This is a genomic window from Rhizobium sp. K102, assembly GCF_022385315.1.
Lineage (GTDB): Bacteria > Pseudomonadota > Alphaproteobacteria > Rhizobiales > Rhizobiaceae > Rhizobium > Rhizobium croatiense.
The window spans coordinates 1372370-1393413 of record NZ_CP092436.1 but is presented as its reverse complement, the minus strand read 5'-3'; the positions used below and the strand labels follow the sequence as shown (position 1 = coordinate 1393413).

The window sequence follows — 21044 nt, the reverse complement described above, 5'->3', positions numbered from 1 at the left end:
CCGCAGCGCCCCTGAGTGCCTTCACGGCACTTCCTCGGTGATCACCTCGAAGCGGGAAAGTGTGGCCGGGCCGAACGCCGTCGACATGGCGACGTCGGTGGCGTCGCGGCCGGTCGCCATCAATATTCTGCCGATCCGCGGCGTGTTGTGGCGGGCATCGACCGTGTGCCAATGACCGCCGAGAAAGACTTCGAACCAGGCGCTGAAATCCATCGGATTGGGATCGGCTGGAACGCCGATATCGCCGAGATAGCCCGTGCAATATCTGGCAGGAATATTCAAGCATCGGCAAAGCGCCATGGCGAGATGGGCGAAGTCGCGGCAGACGCCGCTCTTGTCGGTGAAGCCGCCATGCGCGGTTCTGAGAACGTCGGCCTTCTGATAGTCGAAGGTGATATGGTTATGCACAAAGTCGCAGATCGCCTGCACGCGCGCCCAGCCGAGCGGCGTCGACGAGAAGGTTTTCCAGGCAAAATCCGAAAGCCTGTCGGTGTCGCAGTAACGGCTGCCAAGCAGGAAAACGAGCACCTCGTCGGGGAGGTCCTTGATCGCGTGCTGTACGGCCTCGGTGGGCACGACGTCGGGTTGCCCCGTATCGTAAATCTCGAATCTGGTCGAAATCGTCGTCAGCCCGGGCGGAGCGATGATGCGGCTGCAGGCGTTGCCGAAACTGTCGGTATATTCCCAGACTTCGATTGGCCGGTCGAATGTCAGGACCTGCTCGCTCAGAAGATCGGCGCGACGGGAGGGGTGAATGTTGAGCACCAGCAGCATTGGCGTCGGCTGGATGCATTCATAGCCCAGATGAAACCCGGCGCGTATCTTCATTGTGGCTTCCTCGTCCTCCTCTCCCCGCATGGGCGGAGGTGAGTATGGAACGCCGATTGCGCTGCCCGGTTCCAGCGGCCGCGCAACTGTCATCCAGCGTGGCGATCCACCATTACCCCTCTTTTAACGCCGCCTGCTGCGTGGTCACGTTGACCTGCACCGTCATGCTGTCGAAATCCGACCCGTCGCCGTCATAGCTGCCGCTCAAAGGAACGGCCTGGCGCGGATCACGGGCAACGGCCACGCGAATGAGATCGCGGTTGCCGACGATGCCGTTGGTCGGATCGAACTCCGCCCACCCGGCCCCGGGAAGATAGATCTGGCACCATGCATGTGTAGAGCCTCCGCCGAGCACGGTGGAGCCGTCCCGATCGGGAACGTAAACATAGCCGCTGACGAATCGCGCTGCCAGGCCGAGCGTGCGTGCTGCCTCCATCATCAGAAGCGCGAAATCCCGGCACGTGCCGGAGCGAAGATGCAAGGTCTCAAGCGGTGCCTGCGTCCCATGTTCATGGCGCCGCGCATAAACGAAGCTTTCCCGAATGGCATAGCAGAGCGTCATCAGCAGGTGCCCCGTCTCAGTCGGGTGCCCCAGGCGCACAAACCGGCGCGCCCAGCGGCCGATCTCATCGCCCGGATCGGGATAGTGGCGCTGCATCGCCGGCGCGAGATCGGCGATTTCGTCCTTGTCGTAGGAGAAGGGATAGGTGAGCGCCGCCTCGTCGATTCGAATATCCGGGGCGAGCTGGGGTGTGTGGTCGAGCGTAATCCAGGTTTCGAAACGAAGCTCGGACGACGGCCGCGAAAAATCGACGAGCGCCACGCAATTGCCGAAAACATCGTGGATCCAGCGCACATGGCTTTGCTCCGGATAGGTCGTCAGCGACGCCTCGATCAGTCGCTGGTCGAAACTGTCGCGTGGCCGGAACATCAGGCGATGCTCGCCGAAATCGACGTCTCTGCGGTAACGATAGGCCGTGATATGGCGGACGGAGAAAATTGTCATGGCCCGCCACCGGCTGATCTATTCACCCTTACTGCTCCCAAGATGGCGACTCCGTCTCCTCATGAAGCGCCCTTCCTGCTTCCCCGCCTATCCCGATTTCTTGTCATATAAGCAGGTTTGAAAGATTGCTATTGTACCTTCACCGATTGACGGCAGAGCCGTCCAACCTGAGAGGATAACATGTATATCATCTGGGACGTTCTGACGCTTCTGCTGACCATCGGTTCGCTCTATGGCGGTCGCGAATATCGGATTATTCGCGCCCGTGCCCGCGCTCAGAATTGGGGCAACTTCTAAACCCGATCCTGGCGGTCGCGGCCGGAATCTGTCGGCCGCGTTACGTCGAATGACGCAAGGCCATACGCTTAAGGAAATGCTGTATTAGTCGAGACGGTTTCCATCCGTCCATTCTCTCTGTTATGCCAAGCCCGCCTCACCCCAGGCGGGCTTTTTTCATGTAAGCTTGGCCGCTCGGTGACGGCGCGCGTTTCGCTGCTGTCGTTATTTCTTGGCGCCGGCCGAGAGCACCCGATGCGTCGCGTTGTCCATTGCGTGGCTGGCCTCCTGCCCATCCTTTTTCAGTCCGTAGGCGGTATTGCCGCAAGCGGAAAGCGTCAGCAGGCAGAGGCAGGCAAAGGCGATCGCAGCTTTTGACATCGAGTTTTTCCCTGATAGAGCCGAACTCCAGGAAAAATGATGCACTCCGCGCCAAAATCAATCCGTGCATCAAAACGGGGCATGTTCCGGCGCCCTATGGTCCAGGTTACGTCAGGTAAAAACTCCAGGAAATGTTGAATTGTTTGCCTAGTAACGGTGATATTGCCAGTAGTCCGTGTATTTCGTTACCTGTGGCAGCGGATCATCCTAATACGTTGGCAGTATATTCAATTTTATTTAAATATCATTCTTAACTATCGGTTAATTATAGTCTTGCGTCGACCGCACATGGGCTTATTCTTTACTCAAAGGGGGAGAGGAAAGAATGTCTAGCAAAAGCCTGATCATGCCTTTCGGCTTCGCGGTGCTTGCTGTAGCTGGCCTGCTGTTCCAGCTGATTGCCTACCTTTTGGAGACGCCGGTCACCCTGTTGCAGCCATAATCGCCTAAGTTCCTCCATGAGTGGAACTTTCTGCGGTTTCGTGCTTTCCTGCGAGTCGGTTTACCAGGAGGGATTACCATGGAAGGCGCAGGCGTGGGTTGGATTGCAGCCATCATCATCGGCGGTATCGCCGGCTGGCTGGCGGAAAAAGCCATGAGCAGCAGTATGGGCCTGCTCATGAACATATTGCTTGGCATCGTCGGCGCGATCGTCGCCAACTGGGTTCTCGGTCTCCTGCACATTCAGCCGCTGGCCGGTTGGCTGGGTTACCTGATCACCGGCTTCGTCGGTGCCTGCCTTCTGATTTTCATTGGCCGCGCCATTCGCCGCTGATGCTCCAGACATAACTGTCAGACATCACTCAAAGCCGGGCGCGCCTTGCGTCCGGCTTTTTTCTGTCCGGAATTCCGTATCAGCGGCGGCTCAGCAGGCCGAAAACATAGGCGATGCCCGCCGTCACCGCGAGCGCCATGATCGGTTCTTCGCGAACCTTGTCGCGCAGCCGTTCCGTCATCAGCGAAGCTTCGTCCGTAACCACCGACTTCGCCCCCTGCCCCAGCGCCCGCACACTGTCCGTCAATCTGGACAGATCTTCACGGAGTGCCGTGACCTGCGCCGACAGATCGTCTGCTGCGATATCCGCCTTGACGCGCGCAGCGGTGGATTCGGCGGAAGCGGTTTTCAAATCTGCCATGGTCTGCTCCTGTTTCATGGGATGCCGCTTCAACGAAATGGCGGCCCGAAAGGTTCCGCCGAAGCCGATCTTTTGTTTGCCGTCAACGCCTTGCGTCGCCACCGCCGCTCTGCGCAGTTTTCGCGTGACAACCCTTCATTTCCTGTCGGGTTTGTTCTAAGGAACGTCGAATGTCTGCCCGCGCGCGGGTCGCGGGTCAATGAATACTGCGAGGTTTGCGTTTCCATGTTCCATTTTCTGAGAAGAGCTGCTCAGACCTGGGTTGCCAAGCTGCTCCTGCTTCTCTTGGTCGCCTCCTTCGGCGTCTGGGGCGTATCGCGCGAGCTGATATCAGGTGGCAACAGCACCACGGTCGTGACCGTCGGCGATCAGCGTGTGGGCGTCAACGAATTCCACCTCGCCTATCAGCGTCAGGTGGCAAGCCTCGGCCAGCAATTCGGCATGCGACTCACGCCGGAACAGGCGCGTGCCTTCGGCGTCGAACAGCAGGTCCTCTCTCAGCTGATTGCGGGCGCCTCGCTCGACCAGCTCGCCGCAGACATGAATCTCGGCCTGTCCGAGGATCGCCTCGCCCAGCTGATCGGCGATGATCCGGCGTTCAAGGCCGTCAACGGCCAGTTCGATCGGGAGCTGTTCGTCTCGCGCCTGCGCAATGCCAACATCGGCCAGGACGATTACATCAAGGAGCGCAGCAAGGTCGCCGTCCGCGGCCAGATCGTCGATGCGGTTTCCAACGGCTTCACCGCGCCGAAGACGCTGGTCGACGCAATGAAGCTTTATGGCGATGAAAGCCGCACTGTCGACTACCTCTTGCTGACCAACGCCAATATCGAACCGATCAAGGCGCCGGCCGACGACGTGCTGGCCACCTGGTTCGAGGGCGTCAAGCAGCGTTACCGTGCGCCGGAATATCGCAAGATCGCCTATCTCAAGCTGCAGCCGGCCGACATCGCCGATGCCGCGACCGTCACCGACGACCAGGTCCGCGAGGCTTTCGATAAGGGCAAAGATAGCTACCGTACGCCCGAAAGCCGCACCATCGAGCAGTTGACCTTCACCAGCAAGGATCTTGCCGCCGCCGCCGAAACCGCGCTGAAGAGCGGCACCAGCTTCGATCAGCTGGTCTCCGACCAGGGCAAGACGGCAAGCGACGTGCTGCTTGGCGAATTCACCAAGGACAAGGTTCCCGACCAGGCTGTCGCCGATGCCGCCTTCGCGGTTTCGAAGGATGGCGGCACGACGCCGGTTGTCGACGGCTCCTTCGGTCCTGTCATCCTGCGCATCACCAACATCAAGGCGGAGACGGTGAAGAATTTCGACGAGGTGAAGGAGGAGATCCGCAAGCAGCTGGCGCTTTCCAATGCCTCTCAGGAAGTCATCAACGTTCACGACCAGATCGAGGATCTGCGCGCCGGCGGCGCCACGCTTGAAGATATTGCCACCCAGCTGAAGCTCAAGGCCATGACCGTCGATGCAGTCGACGCGACCGGTGCCGACAAGGACGGCAAAGAGGTCAAGGATATCCCCGTCAAACAGCAGCTGCTCGGGGAAGCTTTCAAGACCGAGGTCGGCGTCGATGCGCCGCCGCTTCCGATCGGCAATGACGGCTATGTCTGGTTCAACGTCCGCGAAATCACGCCGGACCGCGACCGCCCGATCGCCGAGGTGCGCGAAAAAGCCATCGAGGACTGGACGGCGGAGCAGCAGAAGGCCGAGCTCGCCAAAAAGGCCGACGAATTGAAGGCCGAGGCGCAAAAGGGCACCGCCCTTGCTGACATTGCGGCGCCGCTCGGCATCGCCGTCGAAAGCAAGAGCAGCATTACCCGCTCCACCGATGATGCGGTTCTCGGCCGCGCTGGCGTCAAGGCCGCCTTCTCCGGCCCTGTCGACACGGTGGCGAGCGCGGTCGGCGCCGATCCCTCGACGCAGATCCTGATGAAGGTCACCGAGGTCAACAGCCAGCCGACCGATGTGCTGAACAACCGCGATGCCCAGCTCACCGCCATGGCCAACGCCGCCGGCGATGATATCCTCGATCAGATGGTCAACCTGCTGCAGACGCAGTACGGCGCTGAGGTCAACCAGACGCTCGCCGAACAAACGGCGGCCCGCTAGAACAGGATGATTTTAGGCCTGGTCGGCCTAAAATCTGAATCCTGTTCTAAATTAAAGAGTTAGAGCATGATGTCGCCCGAAAACCGCTCACACTTTTCGGCATCATGCTCTAGAACAGGATGATTTTAGGCGCGGTGGCCTAAATCTGAATCCTGTCGAGTTCAACAGTTAGAGCATGACGTCCCCGAACGCCGCTCCGGTGTCATGCTTTGGGAGGTTTTATGACCGATCTGAAGCCGTTCCTGGCCAAGGCCGCAAGTCGCGAGCCGCTGACGCGTGACGAGGCGCGTGCTGCCTTCGACATCCTGATGTCGGGCCAGGCGACGCCTTCGCAGATCGGCGGCTTCCTGATGGCGCTACGCGTACGCGGCGAAAGCGTCGACGAGATCGTCGGCGCCGTCACCACCATGCGGTCGAAAATGCTGACCGTCGAGGCGCCGGCCGATGCCATCGACATCGTCGGCACCGGCGGCGATGCCAGCGGCACCTACAATATTTCGACGCTGGCGGCGCTGATCGTCGCCGGCGCCGGTGTGCCGGTGGCAAAGCACGGCAACCGGGCGCTGAGCTCGAAATCCGGCGCGGCCGACAATCTGGCTGCACTCGGCGTCAATATCGATGTCGGTCCCGAGATCATTTCCCGCTGCATTGCCGAGGCCAGCGTCGGCTTCATGTTCGCGCAGCTTCATCATTCCGCCATGCGCCATGTCGGCCCCTCCCGCGTCGAACTCGGCACCCGCACCATCTTCAATCTTCTGGGGCCGCTCTCCAATCCGGCCGGTGTCCGCCGCCAGCTGCTGGGCGTCTTTTCGCCGCAATGGCTGGTGCCGCTGGCCGAAGTCATGCGCGATCTCGGCTCCGAATGCGTCTGGGTGGTCCATGGCGACGGTCTCGACGAGATCACCACAACCGGCATCACCAAGGTTGCAGCCCTCGAAGACGGCAAGATCCGCACCTTCGAGCTGTCACCCGCCGACTTCGGCGTCAGCCCCTGTGTGCTCGCCGATATCAAGGGCGGCGATGGTGTCGCCAATGCTGCGGCACTTCGCGAGGTTCTTGGCGGCGCGAAAAACGCCTACCGCAATGTCTCGCTGGCCAATGCTGCCGCCTCGCTCGTCATCTCGGGCAAGGTCGAAACGATCCGCGACGGCATGACGCTTGCCGCGCATTCGCTCGATAGCGGCGCCACGGCGCTCGCTCTCGACAAACTCATCGCCGTTTCCAACGATATCGATTAGGATTGCCGGATGAGCGATATCCTGAAGAAGATCGAACTCTACAAGCGTGAGGAAATCGCCGCCGCCAAGGCGACGGTGTCGCTGGCCGACCTGAAGGCGATGCAGGCCGGGCAGTCCGCGCCGCGCGGTTTTCACCAGGCGCTCACGGCCACGTGTGAGGCCGGCCGTTTCGGTCTGATCGCCGAGATCAAGAAGGCCAGCCCCTCCAAGGGTCTCATTCGTCCGGATTTCGATCCGCCGGCGCTGGCAAAGGCCTACGAAGCCGGCGGCGCGGCCTGCCTTTCCGTGCTCACCGATACGCCAAGCTTTCAGGGGACGCCGGAATTTCTGACGGCGGCACGTGCCGCCTGCGCCCTGCCCGCTTTGCGCAAGGACTTCATGTTCGAGACCTATCAGGTCCATGAGGCCCGCGCCTGGGGCGCCGATTGCATTCTGCTGATCATGGCGTCGCTGACCGATGATGAGGCGGAGCGTTTGCAGGACGAAGCTTTTTCGCTCGGCATGGATGTTCTGGTCGAGGTTCACGACGCGCCGGAAATGGAACGCGCGCTGAAGCTCTCCTCGCCGCTTATCGGCATCAACAACCGCAACCTCAGGACTTTCGAAGTCAGCCTGACCGTCAGCGAGACGCTTGCCTCGATGGTTCCTGATGACCGGCTCCTAGTCGGCGAAAGCGGCATCTTCACCCATGCCGATTGCAAGCGCCTGCAGGCCGCCGGCATCAATACCTTCCTGGTCGGCGAAAGCCTGATGCGTAAGGACGACGTGACGGCCGCCACCCGCGCGCTGCTCATCGGCGAAGCGGCAATCGCGGCCGAATGAGATGAGCGGCGGAAAGCCCGGCCTCACCCATATCGACGCGTCAGGCGAGGCGCATATGGTCGATGTTTCCGACAAGGCCGAGACGGTGCGCGTCGCCACCGCCGAAGGCCATGTGAGAATGGCGTCGGAAACGCTCGTTCTCATCCGCCAAGGCAATGCCAAGAAGGGCGATGTCATCGGCACGGCCCGCCTTGCCGGCATCATGGCCGCCAAACAGACCGCCAATCTGATCCCGCTCTGCCACCCGCTGATGCTGACGAAGGTGACGGTCGAGATCGCGGAAGATGCGGCCCTGCCCGGCCTGCGCGTCACGGCAACCGCCAAGCTGACAGGCAAGACCGGTGTTGAGATGGAGGCGCTGACTGCCGTCTCCGTCGCGTGCCTGACGATCTACGACATGGCCAAGGCCGCCGACAAGGCAATGGAGATCGGCGGCATCCGGCTGCTCGAAAAATCCGGCGGCAAATCCGGCGATTTCCGTTATCCGGAGGCGAGATGAACCTGCTCCCGGTCACCGAGGCACAAAACCGCCTGCTCTCTCGGGCAAAGCCGGTCGCAGCATCGCAGACGCTGCCGCTCGCCGAAGCAGAGGGTCGCGTCCTTGCCGTCTATCTCACGGCCGGCCTGACACAGCCACCCTTCAATGCATCGGCGATGGATGGCTATGCGCTGCGCCGCGAAGACGCGCCGGAGCCGGGCGCTGTGCTGAAGGTCATCGGCACCTCGGCCGCTGGCCACGGCTTCGAAGGAAACGTGGGCCACGGAGAAGCCGTCCGCATCTTCACCGGCGCGCCGGTTCCGCCAGGCGCCGACAGCGTCCTGCTGCAGGAGGATGCTGAGAAGATCGAAGACGGTATCCGAACCAATTTCCCCGTCCGGCAGGGTCAGCATGTGCGTCCCCGCGGCCAGGATTTCGTCGAAGGCGAAGCTGTGCTGCCCGCCGGCACGGTGCTCGATTTCTCGCGGCTGACGGTCGCAGCCGGCATGAACCGGGACGATGTCGAGGTGCTCCGGCGCCCGCTGGTCGCCATCCTTGCGACTGGCGACGAATTGCTGCCGCCCGGAAGCACGCCCGGCCCTTCGCAGATCATCGCGTCCAATACTTTTGGCATTGCAGCCCTTGCCCGCAAAGCCGGCGCCGATGTGCTCGACCTCGGCATCGTCCCGGATGACAAGGCCAGGATCACCGCGGCAATCGACGCGGCGCGGAACGCCGGGGCCGATGTCATCGTCACGCTCGGCGGCGCTTCGGTCGGCGATCATGATCTGGTCCAGGCGACGCTGATCGAGGCCGGCATGCAGCTCGATTTCTGGCGCCTCGCCATGCGTCCCGGCAAGCCGCTGATGGTCGGCAGCTTCGGCGAGACGCATGTGCTGGGCCTGCCCGGCAATCCGGTCTCGAGCCTCGTCTGCTCCTTGCTCTTCCTGGAGCCGCTGATCCGAAAACTTGCCTCCTTGCCGCCGGTGCGACGCGAGGCGACGATGGAGGCGGCCGTCACGCTGCGCGCCAACGACCACCGGCAAGACTATATCAGGGCGAAACTGTCGAAGTCCGCCGCCGGAAACTGGCTGGCCGAGCCCTTCGCCAAGCAGGATTCCTCGATGATGAAAGTATTTGCGCAAGCCGATTGCCTCATCATCCGCCCACCGCATGCACCGGAATTGCCGGCCGGAGCGCCCTGCCCGGTCATGCTGTTGCGGCCGGACCTCCTCGGCTGATATTGCAGTTTCAATTTATTTCGATCTCCGGGCGATCTTTTTCCACTCTCGCGGCCGATCAGGGCAGCAGGAGCCACATTTGTAGGGCAGGTTTATGTTATCCAGGTGCACGATGTCGGCTGTCATCCTTCTCGCAGCCTGTTCGGCCGCCGTTGCGGCAGTGCAAGGAAGCCCCGCGTTGGAACCATCTTCCGCCGCCGATGCCCCCTGGGCGATTGAGTGGCTAACGCCCGATCTGAAAGGCGCGGCGACGCCAAAAACACTTATTCTTTGCTCTGATAGCATGGCCGAGCATCTCAGGCGGTACCGGTCGCTGATTGAAAAGCTCAGTGTGCTGAAAGGCCATACGATCCTGGATGGAAGCAAGCTTGAGGCGCGCAAGCCAGCGGCAGACATCGGCTACATCGTCTTCGCGCATAAAGGTAATGAGGACCAGATCGTACGCAATTGTGTTGCAAACTACCCGGAACTCCAGCCGATTGTCACTGACTTCATCGAAAAGGAGATATCGTCAGAACAAGATGAATTTCAGGATCTTATAAAATATGGAATTTTGCCGAAGGCAGCACAACCACGTCAATGTTTTGGAAGGTATTACTACCAGACAGAAGATTATTATCCGACGAGAGCCACAAAGAAATGGTTTGCTCTGATCGAAATGGACTATTCATCAGACAATAGATGTTTTGACGAGTCTTTTTCAGCTACCTTTGGCATTGATCCTGAATCTTGTCGTTCAGCCGGCATCTGCGTCGATGACGGAAAATAAAGGCACTCCGTCTTCAATAAGCACGCAGCCTTTGGCTCGGGTAGCGGATAAGGCGGCAGCAAGACTAATTATTGATCTCGCCTTTCAGCTATTGCTGACAAGCGAAAAGACGCCCGCCTGAACAGGGTCACCCCCCCGACCCCCGCCGAAATCCGGAACCGCATGAGTTCGCAATCCGCTGAAGTTCTTTCTGCGGCAGGTAGGCGCGATGGGGATCGCCGATCAGCACCTCGATGCCGGAGGCCTGGCAACGCCGCAGGAAAGCCATCACCCGCAAGGCAAGCGCGGGATCGTAGAACAGGTCGCCGACAACGAGGATATCCGTCTCCTCCGGTGGCGGTGCCTCGATGATATCGGCGGTGACGACCAGGATGTTCACGCCGTTCACCGCAGCGTTGAGACCGATTGCGGCAATGGCATTGGCATCGACATCGACCGCCGTGACCGCGGCAGCTCCGGCCTTGGCCGCCGCAATGGCGACAAGCCCGGAGCCGGCGCCGAGATCGACGACGCGGCGGCCGGCGACCACCTCCGGCCGGTCGAGCAGATGGCGGGCAAGCACGGCGCCGCCGGCCCAGGGGTAGGCCCAGTAGGGCGCTGGGTCGGTCTCTCCCCGGCCGGCAAGCCGCCAAAGCCCACTCGCGGGTCCTGCCGTATGCAGCAGGATTTCGGGAATGGCCGGGACGGGTGAAATCGGCAGCTTGGCCAGAATAAAGGCGGCCGGATCGGGACGCGGTGTGCCGGAGCGTTTCATCGTCGTCATGCTCCCTGTCCCGCTATAAAATCCAACAATTCAATAGTTCTTCATGGCGAGATGCCGCATACCGTCAGATAAAGCCCTCCGCCCGAACCGGCGAAGGGCTGCGGCAAAATCAGCCGGGCTTCTTCTTCGAAAACTTGTTCTTCGGCCCGGCACCGCCCTTGCCCTCGTATTTCGGGCGTTCGGATTTGGCGCCTTCGAATTTCGGCTTGTCATATCTGGGCTTGTCGGATTTCGGGCCATCGAAGCCAGGCTTGCCGGGTTTCTTGCTCCAGGGCTTGCTATCCCGCTTCTCCCCGCTGACATTCTCGGCGGCGGCATATCCGCCGCCCGAACCCTTGCCGAACTTCTTCTTCGGCCGTTCATCGCGGAAGTTATCGCCCGGCTGTTCGTCACGTGACGACTTGCCGGCATAGGGCTTCTGCGCCGCAGCACGGCTGAAATCCGGTGTACCGGCAAGCCGGGTCACGCGGATGCCGCGTTCGAGCGTCTTGTTCGGTCCGAGCGCCTCCTGGAAGCTGTCGGCGCTTGCCGAGGCAATCTCTACAAAGGTTTCCTCGGGCTGCATCTTGATCGCGCCGATCTCGCGCTTCGTCACATTGCCGTTGCGGCAGAGCATCGGGATCAGCCAGCGCGGCTCGGCATTCTGCTTGCGTCCGACCGAGACGGAGAACCAGGCGCTGGGGCCGAAATCCTCGCGCGGTCCCTTCTGTGCCGGCGCGTATGGCTCGGCATTGTCGCGGCGCTTGCGGCTGCCCCCGTCCTGCACGGTGACCTCGATCAGATCCTCCGGCGCCGAATGATTGGTGCGGTAGAGACGCAGGAAGGCGGCGGCGAGCTTTTCGGCGCCGTGGCTCGCAAGAAGCTGCTGCACCAGCGCCTGCTCTTCCTCCTGCGGCGCTTCGCTGAAGATCGGATCGGCGAGCAGCCGTTCGTCGTCGCGCTCGTTCACCTCTTCGGCCGACGGTGGCCGCGCCCAGGCAGCAGAAATGCCGGCATTCTCGAGCAGGCGCTCAGCCTTGCGCCGTGCATTCAGCGGCACGATCATGGCGCTGATGCCCTTGCGTCCCGCCCGGCCGGTGCGGCCGCTGCGGTGCAGCAGCGTGTCCGGATTGGTCGGCAGGTCGGCATGGATGACCAGATCGAGACCCGGCAGGTCGATGCCGCGAGCGGCGACGTCGGTCGCGATGCAGACGCGGGCGCGTCCGTCGCGCATCGCCTGCAGCGCGTGGGTGCGTTCGTTCTGCGTCAGCTCCCCGGAAAGCGCGACGACGGAGAAATTGCGGTTGTTGAAGCGCGCGGTCAGATGATTGACGGCGGCGCGCGTCGAGCAGAAGACGATGGCGTTGGTCGCCTCGTAATAACGCAGCACGTTGATGATCGCGTTCTCACGGTCGCTCGGAGCGACCATCAGCGCCCGATATTCGATATCGACATGCTGTTTTGCCTCGGCCGCGGTGCTGATGCGAACCGCGTCACGCTGGTAGCTCTTGGCAAGCTTGGCGATCGCCGCCGGCACGGTTGCCGAAAACATCAGCGTCCGGCGCTCGTCCGGCGCCGAGTTCGAGAATGAATTCCAGATCTTCCCGGAATCCGAGATCGAGCATTTCGTCGGCCTCGTCGAGTACGGCGGCCTTCAGCTCCGACATGTCGAGCGCGTTGCGGCGGATATGATCGCAGAGCCGGCCCGGCGTGCCGACGACGATATGGGCGCCGCGTTCGAGCGAACGGCGCTCACTGCGGATGTCCATGCCGCCGACGCAGCTGGCGATCACTGCGCCGGTCATCTCATAGAGCCATTCGAGCTCGCGCTTAACCTGCAGGGCAAGCTCGCGGGTCGGGGCGATGACGAGGGCGAGCGGAGCACCGGCATTGCCGAAGCGCTCCCTGCCCTCAAGCAGTGTCGGCGCCAGTGCCAGCCCGAAGGCGACGGTCTTGCCGGAACCGGTCTGGGCGGAAACCAGAGCGTCGGATGCGGCAAGATCAGGATCGAGCATCGACTTCTGCACCGGGGTGAGTTCGGCGTAACCGCGCTTCTGCAACGCCTTGGCGATCGCCGGAACGACGCCGTTGAATTCTGTCATGAGTTCGATCTTTCGGAGCTGTCACGCGCGAAATGCGCCATGGCCGGAGCCAGCCGGCGGGATATTTGCGCCGTTCCTAGCCGCTCCCGCAGCGATTGTCAAAGCGTGCGGCTGCGCCACAGCCAAGCGTCGATATGGCTTGCCCGGCCCCGCAGCTCCGTTTCCAACGGCCCTTCCATCCGGCCGGCCTGCAGCAGCGCGCTGTCGGGACCGGCAGCACGGACGATTTCGGCGCTCAGCGCCAGCTCGACGCCGTTGCGGGCGGCGACTTCCATCAGCCGGCTGCCGACATTCACGGTGTCGCCCGCCGCCGTGATCTGCTGCCGGTCGCCGGTGCCGAGCCGTGAGGCGACGATCGGGCCGCAATGGGCGCCGACCTTGAAGCCGACCTTCTTCTCGGCAAAGCCCGCATGCGCGCCAAGCCAGGCCCGCGTCCGCTCGCAGAGACCGACCGCGCAGGCGACGGCGCGGGCGGCATCGTCATCGGCCGGCTGCGGCAGGCCGAACAGGATCATTGCCCCGTCGCCCATGAAGCTGGTGATGGCGCCACCGTGAGAGCGGGCCTCCTCGTCGATGATTTCGAAGAAACCGCTGAGCACTTCGCTAACCTTGACCGGTCCGAGCTTTTCGCTGAGACCCGTGAAGCCCGAGAGATCGATGAAGAGAACCGCAGCGTTCTGGCGCACCGGCGTGGCAAGGAAATTCGGATCGCGCGCCAGCCATTCGCCCAGGCCGGGAGCCTCGATGCGCTGCAGGAGCGCGCTCTGCTCGGCGAAATGGCGGGCGCGGCCGCGGTCGAGCCAGAGTTCGGCCGCACCGAGCACCAACGCCGGCGGCAGCGCCGCGGCGATCGGTAGCGCCGCACTCAACCAGTAGCCATGGGCAAAGGCCGACAGATTGAGCATGGCCCAGACCACCAGCACCAGCACCATGATGAGGTAACCCGCAGCACTCCGCCGCCAAGCCATCAGCGAAACGAGCAGGAGCGCCAGGCCAATGGCAATGCCGGCATCGATCAGCCTCATCCTGCGATCGCGCACCATGCCGTCGCCGGTGACGAGATGGATGATTGCCGTCGACATCACCTCGACGCCGGGCATGACGGGATCGAACGGTGTCGGGAACACATCGCCGCCGCCGGTGACCGTCGAACCGATGACGACGATGCGGCCGTCCACCGCCGCTGCCGGCAGCTTGCCGTCAAGCGCATCGGCGGCGCTGAAGGTGGCGATGCTGCCGCGCCCGCCATAGAAGGTCAGCGGCAGACGTTGACCGATATCCGTGGGAATACGCAGCGCTCCGAGCATGACGGCATCACGTTCGATACTGGGATCGGCGCCGAGCGCCACCGAGGCGGCACGCAACGGAAAAGCCGGATCCAGCCGGTCGGCGCTGCGCGAAATCAGAGGAATGAAACGCGGCGTGCCGGTCTGATCGGTTGCGACATTGACGATGCCGACCGCGGCCGCCTCGGCAAAACGCGGGAGCGGCAACAGAAGCTGGTTTGCCTTGGGGATGGCGGCCAACGGATCCTCGCCGGCATCGGTGACCCGCTGCCTGCTTTGCGCAAAGGTGGCCGCGCCCGCGATGACGGTTGGCCCCTGGCGCAAGGCGGCGGTCAGCGCCGCATCACCCTCCTCCGGCCCCGGATCGACGAGCAGAATGTCGAGCGCCAGGGCTTTCGGCTTGCCCGCATTGATCGCGTCGACAAGGCGGGCAAGCGTCGCCCGGTCGAGCGGATAGCCATGGGCGGCGGCGGTGCGGTCATCGATCGCGACGATCGAGACGACGGGTGGCGGCTCTCTTGCGCCGACGACGAGGCTGCGGATATCCGCAAGCGTGGCCTCCATCCGGTCGAGAAGGCCGACCTCGCCGTTGAGATTGAGATAGCCGAGCGCCGCCCCCCAGAGACCGGCAAACAACAGCGCGATCACGGTCAGCAGGCGATGGCTCATGATATTTACTGGCCGAGGCGGGCAAGAAGGGCAGCGACGCGCGGCGCCGGCCAGCGGCGCACAACAAGAGGTTCGGTTGAGCTGGTCACATCGACGCCCTCACCTGGCGACAGCACCACCGGCTCGCCGGCCGGCCGACGGACGGCAACGCTGCCCCTGACCACCAGCACCGAGGTCTTGCCGCCTGCGACGTCGACAGCCCATTGCGTGCCGCGCACGGCAGCAATCGCCTGCGGCGTCACCACCTGGAAGCCACCTGTGTGCTGACTGCTGTCGACATCGACGAGGATGGCCTTGCTCCGTAGCGACGCCGAATCGGGACTGCCGTCACGATTACGGTCGGAGAGGCGGAAAGACGCGCCGGCTTCTGCCGTCACCTTGACGCCGCCGGGGCAGCTCAGCACCTGACGGGCGCCGGCGTCACGCGATATCGCGCAGCCCGCAGACTGCGCCAAGGCCGCCTCATGCGGAATGAGGCCGGCAGCCAGCGCGGCGACAAACAGGTTGCGAAGGGTCGTATGCATGGAAAGCCCCCGTGACCGTGCGAAACAGCTTTTGCGAAAGCGCCCGCCAACCGTCTTCTTCCATATCAACCATGATAGCCGAATTCCGATATTTCCCTAGGCGAAAAAGTAGACCGGTGAGACCAACGGCGAATTCTCAGGGACCGCTTCTCATCTGCGGCGCCGGCCCGGCATAACGCGCGCGCGGCCGGATCAACTCCCCGCTCTCGATCTGCTCCATCGCATGCGCCAGCCAGCCGGTGGAACGGGCAAGCGAAAAAATGATGATCGGTGCCTCTCGAGGCAGATCGAAGGCGGCCGCCATGGCGGAAAGCGCGAAATCGACATTGACCTTCAAGCCGACCATCTCCTCGCCGGTTTCCCGAAGCGCGGCAAATTGCGGCGGCAGGGAAAAATGCGACAGCAGCGCCAAAGCCCTGATATCGCCATCGGGATAGAGCGGATGGCCGAAGGCCGAGAGGTGATTTCCCTGGACAAGCGAGCGGCGGATCGCCTGCTCCGCGCCGAGCGTCGACGATGACTCGATCAAGGCGTCGACGCCTTGCCAGGCGGCGCCGTGCAGTGGCCCCGTGAGCGTTGCCAAGCCGGAAAGCACGGCGGCCGAAAGTGCGGCACCCGCCGAGGCGGTGACCCGCGCCGCAAAGGCCGAGGCATTGAGTTCGTGATCGGCAAGCAGTACCAGCGCCCGGCGCAGGCAATCGGCGGCATCCGGCCGTTCCCAGCTTGCCGCCAGCCGCAGATGCAGCGGCTGGGCCGCAGGCCCCGGCGCCAGCGCATCGGCGATGGTGGAGAGAACGCCGTGCGCCTCGCGCCGCAGGGCGGCCTGCGATCGGCCGAGCGATGGCAGATCCGCCGTCACCCGTCCGGCCAGCGCCAGGAACGCAGCCTGAAGCGACGGCGGGCCATTTCCGGCTACCGTGCCCGAGAACAGCGTTTCCGCACCGTTCCAGAGCAGTGCCGCCGTCTGCTCCAGCGTCGCCGCCTCGGCGAAATCCGCGGCATCCCGTCCGCGATAGAAAAGCCGTCCTGCAATGATGGTGGAGATCGCCGAGGAGAGAACCGGGTCACCCCAGCGGATCGTCTCGGCGGCAACCGTTTCGGCCCTGCGCCGGCCGGCATGGCGTTCGGCCAGCCGCTGCACGTCGGCAGCCTGGTAGAGACTGCGGCGCGGGTCGGCAGGATCGGGTTTGGCGCGGATACGCCCGCGGCTGACATTGGCGTAAAGCGTCTGCGGCTTGGTCTTCAGCGCCTGCAGCGCCTCCTCGGCGGTCAGCCACGGCATCGGAGCCTCATATTGATCAATTGCATCAAGATTGACGTCAACGAGACTAGGTCGGATCATCCTTGTCGTAAAGGAGAAACAACATGAAAAATGGCTTGGAAGACGTCATCGCCGCCGAAACGCAGCTCTCGGATGTCGATGGCGAAGCGGGGCGGCTGATCATCCGCGGCGTATCGCTGGATCATCTCGTCGCAGACTGCAGCTATGAAGGCGTCGCCGCATTGCTGCTCGACGGCCTGATGGAGCGAAGCTTCGATGAAGCGGAATTGCGCGGCTGGTTGGCGAAAGCGCGAACCAGGGTTTTCGCCCATGTCGAGGCCGCCGATGCTGCCCTGCTGGCCCTGCCGCCGGTCGATGCGATGCGGGCGCTCATCGCCCGGCTGCCCGACGGCGAGAATTTCGACACCGCGCTCCACCTTCTGGCAGCGCCCGCAGTCTTCCTGCCCGCAGTACTGCGGCTGCAGCGCGGCCAAAAGCCGATCGCGCCCGATCCCGCGCTTTCGCAGGCAGCCGATATCCTGCGTATGCTGACCGGAAAATTGCCGGGCAAGGAGCAGGTGGCGGCGCTCGATACCTATCTCGTCACGATCTCGGACCATGGCCTCAACGCCTCGACTTTCGCATCGCGGATCATCGCTTCGACCCAGGCCGGCCTCACCTCTTCCGTGCTGGCGGCGCTGAGCGCGCTGAAGGGACCGCTGCATGGCGGCGCGCCCGGGCCCGTCCTCGACATGTTGGATGCCGTGGGAACGGCAGAGAATGCAGGCCGTTGGCTCGGCGAGGCGCTCGATCGCGGCGAAAGGCTGATGGGCTTCGGCCACCGCATCTATCGCGTCCGCGATCCGCGCGCCGATGCGCTGAAAGGCGCGCTGAAGCCGCTGATCGCGTCGGGACAGGTGGACAGCGCCCGCGGTGCGCTGGCGGAAGCCGTGGAGGCCGCCGCGTTGGCGATCCTGAAGGCGCGCAAGCCGGACCGGCCGCTCGACGTCAATGTCGAATTCTATACCGCGCTCCTGCTCGAAGCCCTCGGCTTCCCGCGGCAAGCCTTCACCGGCGTGTTTGCAATCGGCCGTACCGTCGGTTGGCTGGCGCATGCGCGCGAACAGGCGCTCGACGGCCGGCTGATTCGCCCGCGTTCGGTCTATATCGGACCATTGCCGGCTGCAGCCTGACACTTGGATTCGTCGGCGAGGCATGCCCTTGATTCGCCGCCAATCTCAACCACCGACGAAAGTGGCAAGTTTGTCGAGCGTCAAGCGGCAACCTTCTTCATTGTCTTCAAGCCGGATACCGGCGGGAATGTTTTCGCAGACGATCGTCACGTCGGTGCCGCCGTCAGCAGGCGACAAGATCGTGCTGACGGTCATTTCGCCTGAAAAGCCCTCGTCTTCGGAGTCGAATACGGTCGCCCAGACGATCCGTTCGTCAGGCACGAGTTCTGGCAAAGCGGCCCTCGAATCTGTCGGTCTTGTCAGAGGTTTTTCCTAGCTGTGACGCCTCGTCGTCGGGGTAGACGAGCGACATGCTGAAGGCACCGCCTTCCCGGCCTTCGAAGGCGTGGACAATACCGGTCATCGAATCAGGCGGTAGCCATGTAGCGACGGCTTCCGCATCGAGAAAGGCACGGTAGATGCGCTCGCACGGCGCGGCGATGAAGCGTGTGACGGTCGTACTGCGGGCTGCCATGCCGCCAACATAGTGCAAGCATCGCCATTATCCAGATCGCGCGACGGCGGCGCGATCTGGTATGCGCATTCGTCAGACGAGACGGCTCTGTTCCGTCGCAGCTTCGATGAAGCTGGCAAACAGCGGATGCGGGTCGAGCGGGCGGCTCTTCAGTTCGGGGTGATACTGCACGCCGATGAACCAGGGGTGATCGGGATATTCGATCGTCTCCGGCAGAACGCCGTCCGGCGACATGCCGGAGAAAACGAGGCCGCAGCTCTCGAGCCGGTCCTTGTAGTCGACATTGACCTCATAGCGGTGGCGATGACGCTCGGAAATATCGGTCGAACCGTAGATTTCCGAGATCTTCGTGCCCTTCTTCAGGGCCGCCTTGTAAGCGCCGAGGCGCATCGTGCCGCCGAGATCGCCGGCCGCGGTGCGCTTCTGCAGCTCGTTGCCCTTGACCCATTCGGTCATCAGGCCGACCACCGGTTCTTTCGTCGGGCCGAATTCGGTCGACGAAGCCGCCGGCACATCGGCGAGATTGCGGGCCGCCTCGATGACGGCCATCTGCATGCCGAAACAGATGCCGAAATACGGCACCTTGCGCTCACGGGCAAAGCGGGCCGCATGGATCTTGCCTTCCGAGCCGCGCTCGCCGAAGCCGCCCGGCACCAGGATGCCATGCACCTTTTCCAGATAGGGGGCCGGATCTTCCTTCTCGAAGACCTCGGACTCGATCCATTCGAGCTTGACCTTGACGCGATTGGCGATGCCGCCGTGATGCAGCGCCTCGATCAGCGATTTATAGGCATCTTTGAGGCCGGTATATTTGCCGACGATTGCGATCGTCACTTCACCTTCCGGCGTCCGGATGCGATTACAGACCTCTTCCCACTGGTCGAGGCGCGGCTTCGGCGCCGGCTCGATGCCGAAGGCGGCAAGCACTTCGTCGTCGAGGCCTTCCTTGTGGTAGGCCATCGGCACGTCATAGATGTTGGCGACGTCGAGCGCCTGGATGACGGCGGACGGGCGCACATTGCAGAACAGCGAGAGCTTGCGGCGTTCGGCTTCCGGGATTTCGCGATCGGCGCGCACCAGCAGGATATCGGGATGAATGCCGAGCGCCTGCAATTCCTTCACCGAGTGCTGGGTCGGCTTGGTCTTCAGTTCGCCGGCCGCCGGAATATAGGGCATCAGCGTCAGATGCACGTAGACGGCGGTGCCGCGCGGCAGGTCGTTGCCGAGCTGGCGGATTGCCTCCATGAAGGGCATCGCCTCGATGTCGCCGACCGTGCCGCCGATTTCGCAGATGACGAAATCGTAGTCCTTATTGCCTTCGGTGACGAAATCCTTGATCTCGTTGGTGACGTGCGGGATGACCTGCACCGTCGCGCCGAGATAGTCGCCGCGCCGTTCCTTGTCGATGATGTTCTTGTAGATGCGGCCGGTGGTGATGTTGTCGGTCTTGGTTGCTGAACGCCCCGTGAAGCGCTCATAGTGACCGAGATCGAGATCGGTTTCCGCGCCGTCGTCGGTGACGAAGACCTCGCCATGCTGGGTCGGGCTCATCGTGCCCGGATCCACGTTCAGATAGGGGTCGAGCTTGCGAAGCCGGACCCGATAACCACGAGCCTGCAGCAAGGCTCCGAGAGCCGCGGCCGCGATTCCTTTTCCGAGGGAGGAAACCACGCCGCCAGTGATGAATACGTATCGCGCCATGGGATTCACCGGATACCTTTTCAAAAACGATTCCACCAGCCCAAAAATTCTTTTCCAGAACTTTCGAAGCCTGACGCGGGAATCTGAACAAAAGAAAACCGGCAGACCCGAGGGCCTGCCGGCGGTTTATGTCGAAGACCGGTTTACTGTCCCGTCGGGACGCCGGAGGGCTGAGCCGGCGCCGGCGCGGCCGGAGCTGCGGGCGTTGCCGGGGCTGTCGTTGCCGGAGCGGTTGCTGCCGGCGCATCCGTTGAAGGCGCGCTGGTCGCCGGGGCCTGGGCTGCCGGAGCCTGCGGCGCGGGCGCGGCGGCGCCGCTGCTCGGAACGCCGTTGCCGGCCGGCTCGTTGGCCGGAGCCTGTGCGCCGCCGAGCGAATCGAGAATGCCGTTGCCCTGGCCGCTCGTGGCCGGGATGCGGTCGAGAATGTCGCCCGGACGGCCCTCGTAACGTGTCAGTATGCCGAGGCCGAGCGACGTCAGGAAGAACAGCGTGGCAAGGATCGCGGTCGTGCGCGTCAGCGCATTGGCCGTGCCGCGGGCCGACATGAAGCCCGAACCGCCGCCGATACCGAGGCCGCCGCCTTCCGAGCGCTGGATGAGCACGACGCCGACAAGCGCGAGCACGATCATGAGATGGATGACAATCAATACTGTCTGCATGGGTCCAGTCCTGCCCGCCGGAAGACGGACATAATTAAAAATTCTGGCGGCTCTTTACATGAGGCGTTCATCTATTCCAAGCCCTTCGGCCGAGAATACGCCC

At 62.9% G+C, this 21044-nt stretch carries 17 protein-coding genes and 3 pseudogenes; 8 read left to right on the top strand and 12 right to left on the bottom strand.

What is annotated here, in order from left to right; genetic code table 11:
- Positions 1 to 21: 21 nt before the first annotated feature.
- The 3 genes from MHI61_RS12725 to MHI61_RS12715 form a co-directional block, all read right to left on the bottom strand.
- On the bottom strand, positions 22 to 828 hold the full coding sequence (locus MHI61_RS12725) for a transglutaminase family protein (RefSeq protein ID WP_239792271.1): 807 nt from the start codon (positions 826 to 828) through the stop codon (positions 22 to 24).
- 112 nt (positions 829 to 940) lie between these two features.
- Positions 941 to 1834: a transglutaminase family protein gene (locus MHI61_RS12720; protein ID WP_239792270.1), complete on the bottom strand. Its 894-nt coding sequence runs from the start codon at positions 1832 to 1834 to the stop codon at positions 941 to 943.
- Positions 1835 to 2335: 501 nt separating this feature from the next.
- Complete coding sequence (locus MHI61_RS12715; RefSeq protein WP_183913785.1) at positions 2336 to 2491, bottom strand: entericidin; 156 nt, start codon at positions 2489 to 2491, stop codon at positions 2336 to 2338.
- Between the two features lie 520 nt (positions 2492 to 3011).
- Here MHI61_RS12715 and MHI61_RS12710 point away from each other — a divergent pair.
- The gene (locus MHI61_RS12710; protein WP_239792269.1) at positions 3012 to 3266 is read left to right on the top strand and encodes a GlsB/YeaQ/YmgE family stress response membrane protein; all 255 of its coding nucleotides are present in this window, start codon (positions 3012 to 3014) and stop codon (positions 3264 to 3266) included.
- Between the two features lie 79 nt (positions 3267 to 3345).
- On the opposite strand, the gene MHI61_RS12705 is transcribed toward MHI61_RS12710, so the two are convergent.
- Positions 3346 to 3627, bottom strand: a complete 282-nt coding sequence (locus MHI61_RS12705) for a hypothetical protein (protein ID WP_004672489.1) — start codon at positions 3625 to 3627, stop codon at positions 3346 to 3348.
- Between the two features lie 225 nt (positions 3628 to 3852).
- Between MHI61_RS12705 and MHI61_RS12700 the strand changes: the two genes are divergently transcribed.
- The 6 genes from MHI61_RS12700 (at position 3853) to MHI61_RS12675 (ending at position 10290) form a co-directional block, all read left to right on the top strand.
- On the top strand, positions 3853 to 5742 hold the full coding sequence (locus MHI61_RS12700; RefSeq protein WP_239792268.1) for a peptidylprolyl isomerase: 1890 nt from the start codon (positions 3853 to 3855) through the stop codon (positions 5740 to 5742).
- 221 nt (positions 5743 to 5963) lie between these two features.
- Positions 5964 to 6980, top strand: a complete 1017-nt coding sequence (gene trpD, locus MHI61_RS12695; protein WP_097579331.1) for an anthranilate phosphoribosyltransferase — start codon at positions 5964 to 5966, stop codon at positions 6978 to 6980.
- A 9-nt stretch (positions 6981 to 6989) separates the two neighbouring features.
- On the top strand, positions 6990 to 7802 hold the full coding sequence (gene trpC, locus MHI61_RS12690) for an indole-3-glycerol phosphate synthase TrpC (protein ID WP_239792267.1): 813 nt from the start codon (positions 6990 to 6992) through the stop codon (positions 7800 to 7802).
- A gap of 1 nt (position 7803) precedes the next feature.
- A complete protein-coding gene (gene moaC / locus MHI61_RS12685; protein ID WP_239792266.1) occupies positions 7804 to 8301 on the top strand; it encodes a cyclic pyranopterin monophosphate synthase MoaC in 498 nt (165 codons plus the stop codon).
- Positions 8298 to 9521, top strand: a complete 1224-nt coding sequence (glp, locus tag MHI61_RS12680; protein WP_239792265.1) for a gephyrin-like molybdotransferase Glp — start codon at positions 8298 to 8300, stop codon at positions 9519 to 9521. Before moaC ends, glp begins: the two co-directional genes overlap by 4 nt.
- Before the next feature lie 94 nt (positions 9522 to 9615).
- Complete coding sequence (locus MHI61_RS12675) at positions 9616 to 10290, top strand: hypothetical protein (RefSeq protein ID WP_239792264.1); 675 nt, start codon at positions 9616 to 9618, stop codon at positions 10288 to 10290.
- An 84-nt stretch (positions 10291 to 10374) separates the two neighbouring features.
- Here MHI61_RS12675 and MHI61_RS12670 read toward each other — a convergent pair.
- From MHI61_RS12670 to MHI61_RS12650, 5 genes and pseudogenes are all read right to left on the bottom strand, one after another.
- Positions 10375 to 11044: pseudogene (locus MHI61_RS12670) on the bottom strand (50S ribosomal protein L11 methyltransferase).
- Positions 11045 to 11162: 118 nt separating this feature from the next.
- Positions 11163 to 13134, bottom strand: a pseudogene (locus MHI61_RS12665) (DEAD/DEAH box helicase).
- 98 nt (positions 13135 to 13232) lie between these two features.
- Positions 13233 to 15089, bottom strand: coding sequence for an adenylate/guanylate cyclase domain-containing protein (locus MHI61_RS12660; protein WP_239792263.1), 1857 nt, complete (start codon positions 15087 to 15089; stop codon positions 13233 to 13235).
- 5 nt (positions 15090 to 15094) lie between these two features.
- Positions 15095 to 15613 carry a FecR domain-containing protein gene (locus tag MHI61_RS12655; protein ID WP_097579338.1) on the bottom strand — a complete coding sequence of 173 codons (519 nt, stop codon included), beginning with the start codon at positions 15611 to 15613 and terminating at the stop codon, positions 15095 to 15097.
- 136 nt (positions 15614 to 15749) lie between these two features.
- Positions 15750 to 16895, bottom strand: coding sequence for a citrate synthase (locus tag MHI61_RS12650; protein ID WP_239792262.1), 1146 nt, complete (start codon positions 16893 to 16895; stop codon positions 15750 to 15752).
- Positions 16896 to 16978: 83 nt separating this feature from the next.
- Between MHI61_RS12650 and MHI61_RS12645 the strand changes: the two genes are divergently transcribed.
- Positions 16979 to 18067: a citrate synthase/methylcitrate synthase gene (locus tag MHI61_RS12645; RefSeq protein WP_239792261.1), complete on the top strand. Its 1089-nt coding sequence runs from the start codon at positions 16979 to 16981 to the stop codon at positions 18065 to 18067.
- A gap of 45 nt (positions 18068 to 18112) precedes the next feature.
- On the opposite strand, the pseudogene MHI61_RS12640 reads toward MHI61_RS12645, so the two are convergent.
- The 3 genes and pseudogenes from MHI61_RS12640 to secG form a co-directional block, all read right to left on the bottom strand.
- Positions 18113 to 18581 (bottom strand): annotated as a pseudogene (locus MHI61_RS12640) (SRPBCC family protein).
- 72 nt (positions 18582 to 18653) lie between these two features.
- The gene (locus MHI61_RS12635; protein WP_064685859.1) at positions 18654 to 20282 is read right to left on the bottom strand and encodes a CTP synthase; all 1629 of its coding nucleotides are present in this window, start codon (positions 20280 to 20282) and stop codon (positions 18654 to 18656) included.
- 143 nt (positions 20283 to 20425) lie between these two features.
- Positions 20426 to 20941: a preprotein translocase subunit SecG gene (secG, locus tag MHI61_RS12630; protein WP_239792260.1), complete on the bottom strand. Its 516-nt coding sequence runs from the start codon at positions 20939 to 20941 to the stop codon at positions 20426 to 20428.
- Between the last annotated feature and the right edge of the window lie 103 nt (positions 20942 to 21044).